The organism is Pedococcus sp. P2_A3 (genome assembly GCF_056405035.1).
Map to the genome: position 1 here is coordinate 9,108 of NZ_JBFUCW010000043.1, position 15,438 is coordinate 24,545.

The window sequence follows — 15,438 nt, forward strand, 5'->3', positions numbered from 1 at the left end:
CCGGTTGCCGGTGCCGCACCTCTCGGTAACGCGGGTACTGAGTGCTAGGCGCCGGCATGGCGTTTGCCCCGCTGCGGCCGTCGAGAATGCACGACACGCTGACGCCATGAGGGTCTGGTCAGCGTGTCGCGCCTTCTCGACCTGGCGCAGGTGCGCGGCGGCGCGTACCGATTCCCAGACGGGTCAGTAGCCGTTGCTCATCGAGCTCTGGCCGAACGAGCCGAACGAGCCGAGCACGACGACGAAGACCACCCAGAGGATCGCCCCGACCACGCCGGCGATGGCCGACCACATGGCGAAGTTCTTGGCCTTGTTCGAGGCCTCGAGTGCGCCGGCGACATCGCCGGCATACCACTTGCCGTTGACCTGGGCGGCGAAGACGATGGACACGACCCCGAGGGGCAGGCAGCACAGGACGGTCGACAGGATCGCCCACACGAGGTAGTTCGGCGGCGGGGCGCCACCCACGCCCGGGGCGACGTAGCCGGACTGGTACGGCGGGGGCGGCGGCGGTGGGGTGCCGTAGTCAGACATGCGGAGGATCCCTTCGGAGTGCGCGGCGCCRCTCCCCCCATGGGCGCGGCAGGGCGAAACGCTAGCGGACCCGGCCCGCGTCGCGCCGGGAGTCCGGCAGGCCACAACCAAACGGATGGGTCGGCGGCGCAGCTCGGAGTCCCGCTCCGGCCACGGACCTCGGCCGGCCGCTCAGCGCAGTGAGCTCAGGCCGGGGACAACCAGGTCCAGCCGGGCACGTTGCGCAGCACCCAGAACGCCAGCACGAGGGCGAGCAACCCGTAGAGCAGGCCCGCGGGCGCCACCCAGGTGCGGGGCAGGCCGCGCCACAGACGCCGCACCCAGAGGACGAAGGCGACGACCAGGCCCCCGGCGGCCAGCACCATCAAGGGATTTCGGGCCACGGCGCCCGAGATGTCGCCGTGCGCCAGGTCGTGCAGGGCGCGCAACGACCCGCACCCCGGGCAGTAGTACCCGGTCACGGCGAGGAACGGGCAGGTCGGGTAGTGGCCCGGCTCGTTGGGGTCGACCACTGCGACGAGGGTCGTTGCCGCCACGGCCGCGGCCAGCACCAGGCCGGGCACGCGCAGCGCCCCGAACCCCCGTGCGGTGACGGGTGGTGCGGGGCGCTGCGGTGCCACGGTGGTCATGGTTCCCTCGGGGACCGAGACCTAGTTGTTCAGGTTCGGCAGGACGAACGCGAGGTAGAGGCCGTTGACGACGACGCCGACGATGGCCGCGATGATCGCGAAACGCTTCGCCTTCTCCGACGAGGCCTGGGCTCCGGCGACGTCGCCCGAGGCGTACTTGCCGTTGACCTGGGCTGCGAAGACGATCGAGGCGATGCCGAACGGGAGGCAGCAGAAGAGCGTCGACAGGATGGCCCAGACGAGGTAGTTCGGCGGCGGGGTGCCACCAGCGGTCGGCTGGTTGTAGCCGGGAGCCGCGGGCGGCGGAGGCGGCGGGGTGCCGTAGTCAGACATGCGTGTGGATCCCTTCGAGGTTGCGGGGGTCGCTCCCCCTTGGGGCGACTGCGCGAAACGGTAGCGGATCAGCGCAGGTCAAGGGGGCAAATCGGACTTCAGACCGCGCGGCGTCTCGCGACCTCGTAGAGCGCCACCCCGGTGGCGATCCCGGCGTTGAGCGACTCGACCGACGACGACATGGGGATCGACACGATCTGGTCGCAGGTCTCCCGCACCAGTCGCGAGAGGCCCTTGCCCTCCGAGCCGGTCACGATGACGATCGGCTCGGTGGCCAGCTCGAGGCCGGGCAGCTCGACGTCACCGTCCATGTCGAGCCCCAGCACGAAGAAGCCGGCCTTGCGGTACTCCTCCAGCGTGCGGGTGAGGTTCGCGGCGAGCGCGACCGGCACGCGGGCCGCGGCGCCCGCCGACGTCTTCCAGGCGCTCGCGGTCATCCCGACAGACCGGCGCTCGGGGACGACCACGCCGTGGCCGCCGAACGCCGCCACGGACCGGATGATGGCGCCGAGGTTGCGCGGGTCGGTGATGCCGTCGAGGGCGACGACCAGCGGTATGCCGGGTGCCTGGGGATCGATGAAGTCGCTGGGGTGGGCGTACTCGTAGGGCGGGACCTGCAGGGCCAGGCCTTGGTGGACCGCCCCGTCGGTGAGCCGGTCGAGCTCGCCTCTCGGCGTCTCGAGGATCGCGATGCCCTTGGCCGTCGCGGTCTTCAGCGCCTCGCGGACGCGGTCGTCCGAGTCGATCCGGCCGGCGACGTACATGGTGGTGACCGGCACGTCGGCGCGCAGCGCCTCGACGACGGCGTTGCGACCGGCCACGATCTCGCTCGACTGCTTGCCGCGGCGGGAGCCACCCCGGCTCGCGCTGGGACGGGCGCCCGGCTTGGAGCCGGCGGCGCCACCGGCGCGCCGGTCCGCGGCGCCGGCCATCCGGTTGGCCTTGTGCTTCGGGCGGTCCTCGGCCTTCGGGGTCGGACCCTTGCCCTCGAGGCCACGCCGGCGTTGCCCGCCGGACCCGACGGTGGCGCCCTTCTTCGACGCGCCCTTGCGGATGGCGCCACGTCGCTGGGAGTTGCCAGCCATGGGTGTTCCTCTCAGCTCTCGCGGCGGGCGAGCGACCAGTTCGCTCCCGACGCCGTGTCTTCGATGACGATGCCGGCCGCACCCAGCTGGTCGCGGATGGCATCAGCCGTCGCGAAGTCGCGGGCCGCCCGTGCGGCCGCGCGGGCCTCCAGCTGCACCTGCACGAGTGCGTCGAGCGCGACCTGCGCGTCGCCGGCCCCGGTGTCGCTGCCACCGCCCCAGTGCGGGTCGAGCGGGTTCACGCCGAGCAGGTCGGTCATCGCGACGACCGCCGCGAACGCCGTCGCGAGGCCCGCGTCGTCACCATCGTCGATGGCGGTGTTGCCCGCGCGGACGGTGTCGTGGAGGACGGCGAGCGCACCTGACACGTTGAGGTCGTCGTCCATGGCCGCGGCATACGCGTCCGGCACGGTGCCGTGGTCGGGCGTGGTGGACGTGCCGTCGGGGAGCGCCCGCAGGGCGCGGGTGAGGAAGCCCTCGATCCGCTCCACGGTCGCCTCGGCCTCGCGCAGCGAGCCCTCGTGGTACTCGATCGTCGACCGGTAGTGGGCTGCGGTGAGGTAGTACCGGACGGCCAGCGGTCGGGCCACCTTGGTCACCTCGGAGACGACCAGGCTGTTGCCCAGCGACTTGCTCATCTTCTCGCCGCCGACGGTGACCCAGGCGTTGTGCAGCCAGTAGGTCGCGAAGGCGAGCCCCGCCGCGTGCGACTGGGCCTGCTCGTTCTCGTGGTGGGGGAACCGCAGGTCCACGCCGCCACCATGGATGTCGAACGCGTCGCCGAGGTACTTGCGCGCCATGGCCGAGCACTCGAGGTGCCAGCCGGGGCGGCCGGTGCCGAACGGCGTGGCCCACGAGGCGGTGGCCGGCTCCGACTCCTTGCGGCCCTTCCACAGCGCGAAGTCGCGGGGGTCGCGCTTGCCGCGCGGGTCGGCGTCCTCCGCGGCCTCCATGTCGTCGATCTTCTGGTGCGTGAGGGAGCCGTACTCGGGGAAGCTCTTCACGTCGAAGTAGACGTCGCCGCTGTCGTCGGTGGCCGCGTAGGCGTGGCCCTTGTCGACGAGGGTCTCCATGAGGCTGACCATCTCCGGGATGTGCCCGGTGGCGCGGGGTTCGTACGTCGGGGGGAGCACCCCGAGCGAGTCGAGGGCCGCGGCGGTGGCGACCTCGTTGCGATAGGACAGCGCGAACCACTCCTCGCCGGCCTCGGCCGACTTCGCGAGGATCTTGTCGTCGATGTCGGTGACGTTGCGCACCAGCGTCACCGCGTAGCCGTGGCGGCCCTCGAGCCACCGGCGCAGGACGTCGAACGCCACCGCGAAGCGCACGTGCCCGATGTGGGGGGCGCCCTGGGTCGTGAGCCCACAGATGTAGATCCCGACCCGACCGGGTTCCAGTGGGGTGAAGTCGCGCAGCTCACGCGCGGCGGTGTCGTACAGGCGAAGACTCACGCGCGCAAGGCTACCTGCGCAGGGCTCCACCAGCCGAAACGGCGACCTCGGGCCCCCTTTCGCCGACTGTTCACCCCGACCCATGACATCTGTCAGGGGTGACCTCGACGTCTTGGGCCACGTTGGCACAGTGCGCCGAACGCGCACCCGTACCCAGGAGGATCAACCGTGACCAGACGCACCACCGCCGTGTTCGGCGCCCTGCTGCTGATCGGCGCAGCGGCTGCCGCCATTCCCGGCACCGCACTCGCCTCGTCCGCCGGCCACCCCGGCGCCGACACCCCCGGCCACCACGGCGCCCCGGGCGCGCTGCCCGGCGGCTACACCAACCTCGTCGTGATCTACGAGGAGAACCACTCGTTCGACAACCTCTACGGCGGGTGGGGACGCGTGGCCGGCGACGCCGTGAACGGAGCCACGGCGCCAGCCGTGAGCCAGGTCGCCGAGGACGGCACTCCCTACGGGTGCCTGCTGCAGACCGACGTCAACCTCACCACACCCCCGCAGCCGAACACCTGCCAGGACGCCGGTCACGGAGTCGCGGCGAGCAACTTCACCAACCAGGCGTTCACGATCGACGACTACATCAAGCCGTCCGACACCACCTGCGCCCCGGAGGGCGTGTTCGCGTCGAACGGCGTCCTCAAGGGCACCGGTCTGGCCGGTGGCTGCACCCGCGACCAGGTGCACCGCTTCTACCAGGAGCAGTACCAGCTCGACGGTGGCAAGCAGGACCGCTACGTCACGGGCTCCGACGCGGTGGGCCTGACGATGGGCCGCTACGACACCAAGGCCCTGCCGATCTACCAGTACCTCCACTCGCCCCACGCCCCGAACTACGTGCTCGCCGACAACTTCTTCCAGGCGGCGTTCGGTGGTTCCTTCCTCAACCACCAGTTCCTCATCGCGGCCCGGGCCCCCCTCGACACCTCGGCCGGCGCGCTGGGCGCGAAGAGCTCGGTCCTGGACAGCAACGGCATGGTGACCAAGTACCCGCTGTACACGCCCACCGGGGCCGTGGTCGACGGCCAGCTCACGCAGAAGTGCGCAGCAGGAGGCAACGACCCCGTGGCCGCCTGCGGCAACTACGCCGTCAACACGGTGCAACCGTCGTCCGCGCCGTCGGGCAACGGAGCGAAGATCCCGCTCATCGACGACACCCAGTACCCGAACATCGGTGACCGCCTCAGCGCCGCCAACATCAGCTGGAACTGGTATGCCGGCGGGTGGAACGACGCCGTCGCCGGACACCCGGGTGGCAACTTCCAGTACCACCACCAGCCGTTCAACTACTTCGCGAACTACGCCGTCGGCGCTCCCGGACGCTCCCACCTCCAGGACGAGGACAACTTCATCGCGGCGGCCAAGGCCGGGACCCTGCCCGCGGTGAGCTTCGTCAAGCCGTACGGCTCCGAGAACGAGCACCCCGGGTACGCCAGCGAGCACACGGGCAGCGACCACCTGGTCGACCTGCTCCAGACCATCACCCACGGTCCACAGGCCGACAAGACCCTCGTGGTCGTGACCTACGACGAGTTCGGCGGGTCCTACGACCACGTCGCCCCGCCGAAGACCGACGCCTGGGGCCCCGGCACCCGCATCCCGGCCCTCGTCCTCTCGGCCGGCATGAAGCACTCGGGTGTCAGCCACACGAGCTTCGACACCACGTCGATCCTCGCGACGATCGAGCATGCCTGGGGCCTGGCACCGCTGTCGCCGCGCGACGCCACGGTCGCGGACCTCGCGCCAGCCGTCGCCGTCGGTGGCCGGCACGACGACAGCCGGCCCTCGGACCGCTAGGGCACCGGCAGCACCGCTCGAAACCCCGCTCGGGCCCGGACCGCACGACGGTCCGGGCCCGAGCCCTGCGCGCGGCACCGCCGTGGTCAGTGACCGCGGTCGAGCCACTCCTGCAGGTGGGGCGCCTCGGCTCCGATGACCGTCGCGTCGCCGTGCCCGGTCAGCACCACCGTCTCGTCCGGCAGCGTGAGCAACCGGTCGCGGATCGACTCGATGATCGTCGGGAAGTCGCTGTACGACCGGCCGGTCGCACCCGGGCCGCCGTTGAACAACGTGTCGCCGGTGAAGACGACGTCGAGCGCCGGCGCGTAGAGAGAGCACGAGCCCGGCGTGTGACCGGGCGTGTGGATGACGTGCAGGTCCACGTCGCCGACGGTGATGAGCTGGCCGTCGGCCAGCTCGCGGTCCGGGGTCACGGGGTAGAGCTCGTCCCAGAGCATCCGGTCAGCAGGGTGCAGGTATGCCGGGGCCCTCGTGCCGTCGCACACCTCACCGACCGCGTTGATGTGGTCGTTGTGGGCGTGCGTCGAGATGACCGCGACGACCCTGCGCTCGAGGTCGATCGACTTCACGATCTTCCTGCCGTCGTGGGCTGCGTCGATGATGACGCACTCCCGGTCGTCACCCACGACCCAGACGTTGTTGTCGACCTCCCAGCTCCCGCCGTCGAGCTCGAACGTCCCGGACGTGACCACGCGGTCCACCCGCACGCCACCCGCGGACGGCGCGATGACCGGCATACCGGCGTTGCCCTCGTCGCCCAGGCCCATCAGAGGACCACCACGGACCGCAGCACTTCGCCGCGCTCCATCTTGGCGAAGGCCGCCTCGACGTCACCGAGGCCGATCCGCTCGGACACGAACGCGTCGAGGTCGAAGCGTCGCTGCCGGTAGAGGTCGACGAGCATCGGGAAGTCACGGCTGGGCAGGCAGTCGCCGTACCAGCTCGACTTCAAGGCACCGCCGCGACCGAAGATCTCGATCATCGGCAGGGTGACCTGCTTGTCGGGGGTCGGGACGCCGACGAGGACCACCGTGCCGGCGAGGTCGCGCGCGTAGAAGGCCTGCTCGTAGGTCTCGGGTCGACCAACGGCCTCGACCACGACGTCGGCACCGAAGCCGCCGGTGAGCTCGCGGATCCGCTCGACGACGTCCTCGTCCTTGCCGTTGACCGTGTGGGTGGCGCCGAAGGCCTTGGCGCCCTCGAGCTTCCGGTCGTCGACGTCGACGGCGATGATCGTCGTCGCGCCGGCCACGGTGGCGCCGGCGATGGCGGCGTTGCCGACCCCGCCGCAGCCGATGACGGCGATCGAGTCGCCACGGCCCACCCCGCCGGTGTTGACGGCGGCACCGAAGCCGGCCATCACCCCGCAGCCGAGCAGGCCCACGGCTGCTGCGTCGGCGTCGGCGTCGACCTTGGTGCACTGGCCGGCCGCCACCATGGTCTTCTCGATGAAGGCTCCGATGCCCAGGGCCGGGCTGAGCTCGGTGCCGTCGGTGAGGGTCATCTTCTGCTTCGCGTTGTGGGTGTTGAAGCAGTACCACGGCTTGCCCTTGGCGCAGGCGCGGCACTGGCCGCAGACGGCCCGCCAGTTGAGGATGACGAAGTCACCCGGCGCCACCTCCGTCACGCCCTCGCCGACGGCCTCGACGACCCCGGCGGCCTCGTGGCCGAGCAGGAACGGGAACTCGTCGTTGATGCCACCCTCGCGGTAGTGCAGGTCGGTGTGGCAGACGCCGCACGACTGCACCTGCACCACGGCCTCGCCCGGGCCGGGGTCGGGCACGACGACGTCGACCAGCTCGACGTCGGCTCCCTTGCTGCGGGCGATGACTCCCTTGACGGTCTGCGGCATGCTCGGCTCCTTCAGTTCACGGTGCGGACGATTGCGGTGGCGATGGCGGCGATCCCCTCACCCCGACCGGTGAGGCCGAGCCCGTCGGTCGTGGTGCCGCTCAGCGACACCGGAGCCTCCACGGCCGCGGTCATGACCTGTTCGGCGAGGTGGCGCTGCGGGCCGATCCTGGGCTTGTTGCCGATCACCTGGACCGCGACGTTGCCGATCTCGAACCCCGCCTCCCGCACGAGCCGAGCCGCCGCGGTGAGCAGGGCACGTCCGGACGCGCCGGCGAGGTCGGGACGGTCCGTCCCGAAGTGCAGCCCCAGGTCGCCCAGCCCCGCCGCGGAGAACAGCGCGTCGCACGCCGCATGGCAGGCGACATCGGCGTCGGAGTGACCCTCCAGGCCCACCTCGCCGGGCCAGAGGAGACCAGCCAGCCACAGCTCGCGATGGTCATCGGCGGAGAAGGCGTGGACGTCGACGCCGACTCCCGTGCGCGGCATACCGGCAAGCTCCATGGCCCCATCCAACCATCCGCCCCCCACGCGGCCGGCCCAGGACAAAACCCGGTGAACGGCGCGGACCGGCCGCACTAGGGTTGCCCCGCATGACCGACCCAGCAGCACCAGCACCACCCCCTCTGGCCGTGCCCGTCCTCACCGGCGAGCTGGTGACCTTGCGCCCCCACGCCGAGGCCGACCTCGAGCCGATCCTCGAACGCTGCGTCGACCCGCTGACGCAGCGCTTCACGACGATCCCGCTGGAGTACACCCGCGAGATGGCGCAGGAGTACCTCGCCGGCCTGCTCGAGCCTTCCACGGCCGCCGCCTCGTGGGCGATCGAGGTCGAGGGCCGGTATGCCGGGACCATCGACCTGCGCGCGCTACCTGTCGACGACGGGGCCGGCGAGCTGGGGTTCGTGACCCACCCGGCCTTCCGCGGCCGGGGTGTGATGTCGGAAGCAGTGCGGCTGGTGGTCGGTCATGCGTGCGACACCCTCGGCTGGCGGGTGGTGCGCTGGAGGGCGCAGGCCGGGAACTGGGGCAGCGCGAAGGCGGTGTGGCGGGCCGGGTTCGCGGTGCCGGTCTTCGTCCCCGACCTGCTGCTCGAGCGGGGGCGGATCGTCGACGGCTGGATCGCCAGCATCCACGCGGACGCCAATCGCGAACCGGTGACCTCGTGGGACGAGGTCGTCGCGGCCCTTTCGCGCTAGCTCCCTCCTCGCAAAACGGTGGTTGCTCGACGAAACGTGGTCTGTGGGAGCCGTTTCGTCGCGGTGGCCTGCTCGCCGGAAGCGTGGGCGTGCTGGAGCACCTCGCGCAGGAAGGCCTGCGGTGTCTGGATGGCCCGCAACGTCGAACGGTCGGGGGTGCCAGTCACGCGACCGCGTGAGTCGACCACCTTGACCGTGTCGGTGACGGGTATGCCGGGGACGACAGCCGGGTGCCCGGACCGCACCTCGTGGACCAGGCGGGAGAACAGGCTGGCGGGAGCGAGCGCTCGGGCGGCGTCGTGCACGAGGACGATGCCGTCCTCCGGGCGCAGCGCCGCCAAGCCTGCGGCCACCGAGTCCGTGCGCTCGGCGCCGCCGCGGACCACGTCGACGTCGACGGGACGGCTGCTCCGGGACGCGATCGCGCCCGCCTCCCTCAGGTGGGAAGCGGGCGCGACCACGACTACGTGGGAGACCTCCGGTGCCGCGAGCGCGTGCCGGATGGCGTGCTCCAGCAACGGCACACCCGCCAGGGCCACGAAGGCCTTGGGCTGGGCGGCGCCGAGCCGGGTGCCCTGTCCTCCAGCGACGAGGACGACGGCAACGCTCAGGAGGCGAGCACCTCGTCGAGGATGGCCTCGGCCTTGTCCTCGTTCGTCTTCTCTGCGAGCGCGAGCTCGGAGACGAGGATCTGGCGAGCCTTGGCGAGCATGCGCTTCTCGCCGGCCGACAGGCCACGGTCCTTGTCACGACGCCACAGGTCGCGGACGACCTCGGCCACCTTGATGACATCGCCGGAGGCGAGCTTCTCGAGGTTGGCCTTGTAGCGGCGCGACCAGTTGGTCGGCTCCTCGGTGTGGGGGGCGCGAAGGACTGCGAAGACCTTGTCGAGACCCTCCTGTCCGACGACATCACGGACGCCGATGTCCTCGCAGTTGTCTGCGGGAACCTCGATCGTCAGGTCGCCCTGGGCCACCTTGAGCTTGAGGTAGATCTTCTCCTCGCCCTTGATCGTGCGGGTATTGATTTCTTCGATCAGTGCAGCCCCGTGGTGGGGGTACACGACCGTCTCGCCGACCTTGAAAACCATGTGCTGTTTTCCCCTTTCGCGACCTTAAGAATATCACGACACGCCGACGTCAGGAAAGCCGAGCGAATCGCGTTTGTGCAGGTCAGCGGCCCGCAAACGCATTGTGGGGCAACGATTTCGGTCTTGACAGAATGGCCTTTTCCGTGCAACGCGTGCGGGTGCGCGCTCCGGTGCAGGCGGCCGGTAGGCTGTGCCCCGTGACCCGCCGAACCCCGCTGGCCCCGCGCTCCGGAGGCCGCTCCACCAGTCCGCGCACGCCCCTGCGACGCCTCGCCCGGTTCCTCGTGCCGGTGGCCGTGGCCGGCGCCGCCTTCGCGCTGTCCGCCTGCCAGACCCAGTCACCGATCCAGACCGACGTCGCCTACGTGGCCGCCGACGGCGTGCCGGTCGACCTCGGCAGCGTCCAGCTGCGCGACCTCGTCGTCATCAGCGGGGGCAAGGACAAGCCCGGCGTGCTGTCGGCGTCCGTGAGCAACTCCGGTGCGGACGCGCAGCGCATCTCCTTCTCCGTGGCCCAGGGCCAGCCCGTGTATGCCGAGGCGCCGGCCTACTCCGAACGTCGCCTGTCCGACGAGTCCCAGGTCCAGTTGCCGGGCGTGCCCGTCAACGCCGGTGACGTCGTCACGCTGAGCGTCCAGACGCCCACGGCACCGGCCGTGGTGGTCGTGGTCCCGGTGGTCAAGGCGTCCGGGTACTACGCGTCGCTGGCCCCGACCAACGCACCGACTCCGACCGAGAGCGCCACCGCGACCCCCTGAGTCAGTCCGACTCGAACTTGTAGCCCAGGCCGCGGACGGTCACGATGTGCCGCGGCTCGGCGGGGTCGGGCTCGATCTTGGCCCGGAGTCGCTTGACGTGGACGTCGAGGGTCTTGGTGTCGCCGACGTAGTCACTGCCCCAGACCCGGTCGATGAGCTGCATCCGGGTCAGCACCCGACCGGTGTTGCGCAGCAGCATCTCCAGCAGCTCGAACTCCTTGAGCGGCAGCGCGGTGGCCTGACCTGAGACCGTGACGATGTGGCGTTCCACGTCCATCCTCACCGGCCCCGCCTCGATGGTGGCGGGCAGGAGGTCCTCCGGCTCGGCCAGCCGCCGCAGCACCGCCTTGATCCGGGCCAGCAGCTCGCGTGAGGAGTACGGCTTCGTCACGTAGTCGTCGGCGCCGATCTCCAGCCCGACGACCTTGTCGATCTCGCTGTCCTTGGCGGTCAGCATGATGACGGGCACGTTGGACCGGGAGCGGATCGCGCGGCACACCTCGGTGCCGGACAGCCCCGGGAGCATGAGGTCGAGCAGCACCAGGTCGGCGCCGGACCGGTCGAAGTCCTCCAGCGCCTCCGGACCGGTCTCGGCCACGGCGACCTCGTAGCCCTCCTTGCGCAACAGGTAGGACAGCGGGTCGGAGAACGAGATCTCGTCCTCGACGACGAGGATGCGGGTCATGCGCGGGGTTCCACCTTCTGTGCGGGGTGTGGCTGGGCGGGGTGTGGCTGGGCGGGGTGTGGCTGGGCGGGGGATGCCGGTGAGGGGGATGCCGGTGAGGGGAGTGCTCGAGCGGCCCCGGCGCGGACCGGTCGCTCGGAGGACGTCCCGGCGGGAGCACTCGCGGACGGGACGACGTCGTCGGACCCGCCCGGGTGGGCGTTGCCCCCGGTGCGGTCCGTGGCGGCGGGCAGGCGGATGGTGAAGGTCGATCCCCGGCCCTCCTCGCTCCACACGTCGACGTCACCGCCGTGGTTGGCGCAGATGTGCTTGACGATGGCCAGTCCCAGGCCGCTGCCACCCGTGGCGCGCGACCGGGCGTCGTCGACCCGGTAGAACCGCTCGAAGATGCGGGCCTGCTCGCCGGTGGGGATGCCCTGGCCCTGGTCGGTGACCGTGATCTCCACCATCTCGCCGGACAGCTTGCCGCCGACGGCGACCCGGGTGCCCGGCTCGGAGTAGTTGACGGCGTTGCCGATGAGGTTGCGCACAGCGGTCACCAGCAGGTCCTCGTCGCCGAAGACCTTGAGGTCGGGGGCGCACGCCTCGGCGATCTCGATCCGCTTCGCGTCGGCGCCCACCTTCGAGTAGTCGATGGCCTCGTGGACGGCGGCCGTGACGTCGACGAGGCGGGGCTCGTGGAGGGTGTCGGCCACCTGCAGCCGTGAGAGGTCGACGATCTCCTTGACGAGCTGGGCGAGCCGGTGGCTCTCCACCTGCATGCGGGAGGCGAAGCGCTCGACGGCCTCGGGGTCGTCCTTGGCGTCCTGGATGGCTTCGGCGAGCAGGCCGAGACCGCCGACCGGGGTCTTCAGCTCGTGGCTGACGTTCGCCACGAAGTCGCGCCGGACCTCCTCCACCCTTCGCGCCTGGGTGTGGTCCTCGACGAGCAGGAGCACGTGGCTGCTCCCGAGCGGCGCCACGCGGGCCTGCATGATCGAGCGGCCCTGGCCCAGTGGTCCGCGGGCCAGCTCCAGCTGGGCCTCGCGGATCACGCCGTCCCGGCGGACCTGGCGGGCGAGGTGGCGCAGCTCGCTGTGCACGAGCTCGGTGCCCTTGACCAGCCCGTAGGCCGTGGCGGACGGTGAGTTGTTGATCACCGCGTCCGCGGAGTCGACGACGATCGCGCTGGAGCGGAGCACGGCGAGGACGTCCGCGACCCCGGAGGGGAGCGGCGTGACGGGCGCAGTCGGCGGCATACTCGTCTGCTGGCGCTCGGAGTAGCGCACGGCGACCACGGCGAGGGCGCCGGTCAGCAGCCCGGCGAAACCCGCCAGGAGGGCGGCACTGGTCGCATCCACACCATCAATGTACGGTGCCCCGAACACCGGTCAGCGCACGGAAGCGGTCCTCGGAGCACGCTGTCTCCAGATGTTCACCTGAGGTCACCCGACCGTTCACTGCCTCGTGGGAGCCTCGGCTCGCACGCACCACCGCACCCAGCCGTGCCACGAACCCTAGGGAAGCAATGCGCGACGCGTTTCACGAGGACCTCGACACCATCTCCGACCAGCTGGTCGAGATGACCCGTCTGGCGGGGTCAGCCATGTCCCGCGCCACCACGGCGCTGCTCGACGCCGACATCAAGCTCGCGGAGTCGGTGATCGAGGCCGACAAGGAGCTCGACCGCCTCCGCGAGGACCTCGACGCGATGTCGATCGACCTGCTCGCCCGGCAGCAGCCGGTCGCCACCGACCTGCGCATGGTGGTCACCGGCATGCGCATGAGCGCGGACCTCGAGCGGATGGGCGACCTCGCCCGGCACGTCGCCAAGGTCGCCCGGCTCCGCTACCCCGACTCGGCCGTGCCCGCCGACGTCCGCGCCACCATCCTGCAGATGGGCCAGGTCGCCGAGCGGATCGTCGCCAAGTGCGGACAGGTCATCGCCGCGAAGGACGTCGAGGCCGCCAAGACGCTCGAGCGTGACGACGACGCGATGGACGAGCTGCACCGCGAGCTCTTCTCCCACCTCATCGACGGCTCGTGGCAGCACGGCACCGAGGCCGCGGTCGACATGACGCTCGTCGGTCGCTACTACGAGCGGTTCGCCGACCACGCCGTCTCGGTTGCCCACCGCGTCGTCTACCTCGTGACCGGCGAGTGGGACGTCGCCGAGGACCACGAGGAGCAGGAGGACCGCGCCACCGAGCTGCGGTGACACCTGCTCGACCCAGCGCCCGCAGAAGGCCCGGTATGCCGCGTGAGCGGCGCCGGGCCTTTCGCGTCCCCACGGCGCGGCTGGTGCGAGAAAGGCCGCCCCGCCTCTCAACCTCGGGCACACTGACCCGCGTCAAAGGGGCATGAGCGTTGCCGCAGCCATAGGGGGGAGGGTCGCCGTGGAGGCCACGGAGGAGGAGTTCGCGCGTTTCGTGCAGGCGCGGTGGGGCCAGCTGGTCCGCACGGCATACCTGCTGACCGGAGACCGGGGTCGCGCGGAGGACCTCGTGCAGACGACCCTGGTCAAGGTGCACCGGCGCTGGAGCCACATCGCCTCGGTCGAGTCCCCGTACGCCTACACCCGGGCAGCCCTCGCCAACGAGTCGGCCTCCTGGTGGCGACGGCGGCGGGTGGCCGAGACCCTGGGTGACCTCCCCCTGCACGCCGACCGCGCCCCCGGCGACGCGTATGCCGCCTACGACACCCGCGACGAGATCGGCAGGGCCGTGCTCGCCCTGCCACCCCGGATGCGCGCGGTCGTGGTGCTGCGGTACTTCGACGACCTCTCCGAGGCCGATACCGCTGCGGCGCTCGGGATGTCGGTCGGCTCGGTGAAGAGCCAGGCCTCCCGGGGGCTCGAGCGGCTCCGGGCGGTCCTACGGGCCGCCTCAGAACCTGCGGACCAGCCGGGCGCCAACGGCACCGGCGAGAGGAGCCTGGCATGAGCATCGAGTCCCAGCTGCGCGAGGCGCTCTCCGCCCGCGCCGACGAGGTGGGCGGGCCGGGCGGCGCGTCCGACGACCCCTACGCCCGGGTCGCCGGGGCCATCGCCGTCAACCGCCGCCGACGCCGCACCGCAGCCCTGGCGGGCGTCGCGGCCGTGGCGGCGATCGCGGTGGCGGTCCCGTCGCTGGCAGGTGGGCTGGGCCGGGACACCACGACCCCCGCGAAGCGCACCCAGGTCGTTGTCCCCGGACCCAACGACCCCCGCTGGGCCACCGTCCGCACGTGGCCCATCCGTGGCTCGCTCGCCGACGACCGCACCTTCCTCGACTCGTTCCGTGAGGTGGTGAGCCCTGCCGCCGTCCTGTACGCCGGTGACATCGCCGCCGACCGCGTCGTCGTCGCCTGGGACCGCGACGACCAGGGCGAGGCGCGGCTCACGGTCTACGCCGGCGACCGCGGGGCCCCGGTGGCCGCCCTCACCACGATCGGCTCGTCCGGTGAGACAGATCCGCCCGCCGTCATCGTGCGACGTGATCCCACGCCCGACGGCTGGATGCTGCTGTTGACCCGCCCCTCCGTGCGGTCGGCGCAGGTGTCGCCGACCGCGCAGATCCACACCGATGGCACCGTTGCCAGAGCCTGGAACACCGTGAACCTCCGGGATGGAGCTGCCATCGTCGACCTGCGCGGCGCACCCTTCTCACTCACCCGGGTCCGAGTCGGCGGCTACGACGGGGGCACCACCCTGCCCGCGCGCCCGGGGACGACCCACCCGGACGTCGAGGGCTTCTGCGGCAACTGCACGGGACAGGACTTCCTGGACCACGCGGTGACCGGGACCAGCTACGACGTCGCGACCACGCTCGGCCTGCGGACGGGCGACGTCGAGACGACGACGTACTTCAACGGACCGGCCGACCCCACCATCGTGTCCGCGCTGGGGCTCGACGCCGGGACGCGGAGCGTCAGCAGGCGGCTCTATGTCGGGCTCACCCGGCTGCCGGGGGGGCAGGTGCTGCGGTCCGCCTACGTGGGCTCCGTCGACGCCCAGGAGGCGGGCGGCTCCGCCCGGGTCGAGGACGGCGTCCCCGTGGACGC

At 71.3% G+C, this 15,438-nt stretch carries 18 protein-coding genes; 6 read left to right on the top strand and 12 right to left on the bottom strand.

Annotated features, from left to right (window positions below; genetic code table 11):
- Positions 1-183: 183 nt before the first annotated feature.
- The 5 genes from AC1DX8_RS20890 to cysS form a co-directional block, all read right to left on the bottom strand.
- Positions 184-534 carry a CD225/dispanin family protein gene (locus tag AC1DX8_RS20890; RefSeq protein ID WP_477631878.1) on the bottom strand — a complete coding sequence of 117 codons (351 nt, stop codon included), beginning with the start codon at positions 532-534 and terminating at the stop codon, positions 184-186.
- Positions 535-719: 185 nt separating this feature from the next.
- Positions 720-1,163, bottom strand: coding sequence for a DUF2752 domain-containing protein (locus AC1DX8_RS20895; RefSeq protein WP_477631879.1), 444 nt, complete (start codon positions 1,161-1,163; stop codon positions 720-722).
- 21 nt (positions 1,164-1,184) lie between these two features.
- Positions 1,185-1,496 carry a CD225/dispanin family protein gene (locus AC1DX8_RS20900; RefSeq protein ID WP_477631880.1) on the bottom strand — a complete coding sequence of 104 codons (312 nt, stop codon included), beginning with the start codon at positions 1,494-1,496 and terminating at the stop codon, positions 1,185-1,187.
- Between the two features lie 98 nt (positions 1,497-1,594).
- A complete protein-coding gene (gene rlmB / locus AC1DX8_RS20905) occupies positions 1,595-2,581 on the bottom strand; it encodes a 23S rRNA (guanosine(2251)-2'-O)-methyltransferase RlmB (protein WP_477631881.1) in 987 nt (328 codons plus the stop codon).
- An 11-nt stretch (positions 2,582-2,592) separates the two neighbouring features.
- Positions 2,593-4,032 (bottom strand): cysteine--tRNA ligase, encoded by a 1,440-nt coding sequence (gene cysS, locus AC1DX8_RS20910; protein WP_477631882.1) that lies wholly within the window; start codon positions 4,030-4,032, stop codon positions 2,593-2,595.
- Between the two features lie 168 nt (positions 4,033-4,200).
- Here cysS and AC1DX8_RS20915 point away from each other — a divergent pair, with 168 nt between their 5' ends.
- A complete protein-coding gene (locus AC1DX8_RS20915) occupies positions 4,201-5,832 on the top strand; it encodes an alkaline phosphatase family protein (RefSeq protein ID WP_477631883.1) in 1,632 nt (543 codons plus the stop codon).
- Between the two features lie 86 nt (positions 5,833-5,918).
- Here AC1DX8_RS20915 and AC1DX8_RS20920 read toward each other — a convergent pair whose 3' ends face one another.
- Genes AC1DX8_RS20920 through ispF form a run of 3 tightly spaced genes read right to left on the bottom strand, consistent with a single transcriptional unit; the run spans position 5,919 to position 8,190 of the window.
- Positions 5,919-6,602, bottom strand: coding sequence for an MBL fold metallo-hydrolase (locus tag AC1DX8_RS20920; RefSeq protein ID WP_477631884.1), 684 nt, complete (start codon positions 6,600-6,602; stop codon positions 5,919-5,921).
- Positions 6,602-7,687: an S-(hydroxymethyl)mycothiol dehydrogenase gene (locus AC1DX8_RS20925; RefSeq protein WP_477631885.1), complete on the bottom strand. Its 1,086-nt coding sequence runs from the start codon at positions 7,685-7,687 to the stop codon at positions 6,602-6,604. Before AC1DX8_RS20925 ends, AC1DX8_RS20920 begins: the two co-directional genes overlap by 1 nt.
- Before the next feature lie 11 nt (positions 7,688-7,698).
- On the bottom strand, positions 7,699-8,190 hold the full coding sequence (gene ispF, locus AC1DX8_RS20930; RefSeq protein ID WP_477631886.1) for a 2-C-methyl-D-erythritol 2,4-cyclodiphosphate synthase: 492 nt from the start codon (positions 8,188-8,190) through the stop codon (positions 7,699-7,701).
- An 89-nt stretch (positions 8,191-8,279) separates the two neighbouring features.
- On the opposite strand from ispF, the gene AC1DX8_RS20935 reads away from it, so the two are divergent.
- On the top strand, positions 8,280-8,885 hold the full coding sequence (locus tag AC1DX8_RS20935) for a GNAT family N-acetyltransferase (RefSeq protein ID WP_477631887.1): 606 nt from the start codon (positions 8,280-8,282) through the stop codon (positions 8,883-8,885).
- On the opposite strand, the gene AC1DX8_RS20940 is transcribed toward AC1DX8_RS20935, so the two are convergent.
- Entirely contained in the window at positions 8,882-9,496 is a 615-nt protein-coding gene (locus AC1DX8_RS20940) for an IspD/TarI family cytidylyltransferase (RefSeq protein WP_477631895.1), read from the bottom strand. The two genes, AC1DX8_RS20935 and AC1DX8_RS20940, sit on opposite strands and share 4 nt — an antisense overlap.
- Entirely contained in the window at positions 9,493-9,975 is a 483-nt protein-coding gene (locus tag AC1DX8_RS20945; protein WP_056922091.1) for a CarD family transcriptional regulator, read from the bottom strand. Before AC1DX8_RS20945 ends, AC1DX8_RS20940 begins: the two co-directional genes overlap by 4 nt.
- A 197-nt stretch (positions 9,976-10,172) precedes the next feature.
- On the opposite strand from AC1DX8_RS20945, the gene AC1DX8_RS20950 reads away from it, so the two are divergent.
- On the top strand, positions 10,173-10,733 hold the full coding sequence (locus tag AC1DX8_RS20950) for a hypothetical protein (RefSeq protein ID WP_477631888.1): 561 nt from the start codon (positions 10,173-10,175) through the stop codon (positions 10,731-10,733).
- Position 10,734: 1 nt separating this feature from the next.
- On the opposite strand, the gene AC1DX8_RS20955 is transcribed toward AC1DX8_RS20950, so the two are convergent.
- Together AC1DX8_RS20955 and AC1DX8_RS20960 are read right to left on the bottom strand one after the other, a co-directional pair.
- A complete protein-coding gene (locus AC1DX8_RS20955) occupies positions 10,735-11,418 on the bottom strand; it encodes a response regulator (protein ID WP_477631889.1) in 684 nt (227 codons plus the stop codon).
- Positions 11,415-12,758: a sensor histidine kinase gene (locus AC1DX8_RS20960; protein ID WP_477631890.1), complete on the bottom strand. Its 1,344-nt coding sequence runs from the start codon at positions 12,756-12,758 to the stop codon at positions 11,415-11,417. Before AC1DX8_RS20960 ends, AC1DX8_RS20955 begins: the two co-directional genes overlap by 4 nt.
- Before the next feature lie 167 nt (positions 12,759-12,925).
- Here AC1DX8_RS20960 and phoU point away from each other — a divergent pair, with 167 nt between their 5' ends.
- The 3 genes from phoU to AC1DX8_RS20975 all read left to right on the top strand — a co-directional run.
- Entirely contained in the window at positions 12,926-13,615 is a 690-nt protein-coding gene (gene phoU, locus AC1DX8_RS20965) for a phosphate signaling complex protein PhoU (protein ID WP_477631891.1), read from the top strand.
- Positions 13,616-13,793: 178 nt separating this feature from the next.
- Entirely contained in the window at positions 13,794-14,339 is a 546-nt protein-coding gene (locus AC1DX8_RS20970; RefSeq protein ID WP_477631892.1) for a SigE family RNA polymerase sigma factor, read from the top strand.
- On the top strand, positions 14,336-15,438 hold a 1,103-nt coding region (locus tag AC1DX8_RS20975; RefSeq protein WP_477631893.1), incomplete at its 3' end, for a hypothetical protein. The genes AC1DX8_RS20970 and AC1DX8_RS20975, both read left to right, overlap by 4 nt.

Excerpts from the sequence above, each read along its gene's own strand:
- AC1DX8_RS20890 (WP_477631878.1), bottom strand. The coding sequence starts at position 534 with ATGTCTGACTACGGCACCCCACCGCCGCCGCCCCCGCCGTACCAGTCC.
- phoU (WP_477631891.1), top strand. The coding sequence starts at position 12,926 with ATGCGCGACGCGTTTCACGAGGACCTCGACACCATCTCCGACCAGCTG.
- AC1DX8_RS20900 (WP_477631880.1), bottom strand. The coding sequence starts at position 1,496 with ATGTCTGACTACGGCACCCCGCCGCCTCCGCCGCCCGCGGCTCCCGGC.
- AC1DX8_RS20925 (WP_477631885.1), bottom strand. The coding sequence starts at position 7,687 with ATGCCGCAGACCGTCAAGGGAGTCATCGCCCGCAGCAAGGGAGCCGAC.
- AC1DX8_RS20895 (WP_477631879.1), bottom strand. The coding sequence starts at position 1,163 with ATGACCACCGTGGCACCGCAGCGCCCCGCACCACCCGTCACCGCACGG.
- ispF (WP_477631886.1), bottom strand. The coding sequence starts at position 8,190 with ATGGAGCTTGCCGGTATGCCGCGCACGGGAGTCGGCGTCGACGTCCAC.
- AC1DX8_RS20955 (WP_477631889.1), bottom strand. The coding sequence starts at position 11,418 with ATGACCCGCATCCTCGTCGTCGAGGACGAGATCTCGTTCTCCGACCCG.
- AC1DX8_RS20935 (WP_477631887.1), top strand. The coding sequence starts at position 8,280 with ATGACCGACCCAGCAGCACCAGCACCACCCCCTCTGGCCGTGCCCGTC.
- AC1DX8_RS20945 (WP_056922091.1), bottom strand. The coding sequence starts at position 9,975 with ATGGTTTTCAAGGTCGGCGAGACGGTCGTGTACCCCCACCACGGGGCT.
- rlmB (WP_477631881.1), bottom strand. The coding sequence starts at position 2,581 with ATGGCTGGCAACTCCCAGCGACGTGGCGCCATCCGCAAGGGCGCGTCG.
- AC1DX8_RS20920 (WP_477631884.1), bottom strand. The coding sequence starts at position 6,602 with ATGGGCCTGGGCGACGAGGGCAACGCCGGTATGCCGGTCATCGCGCCG.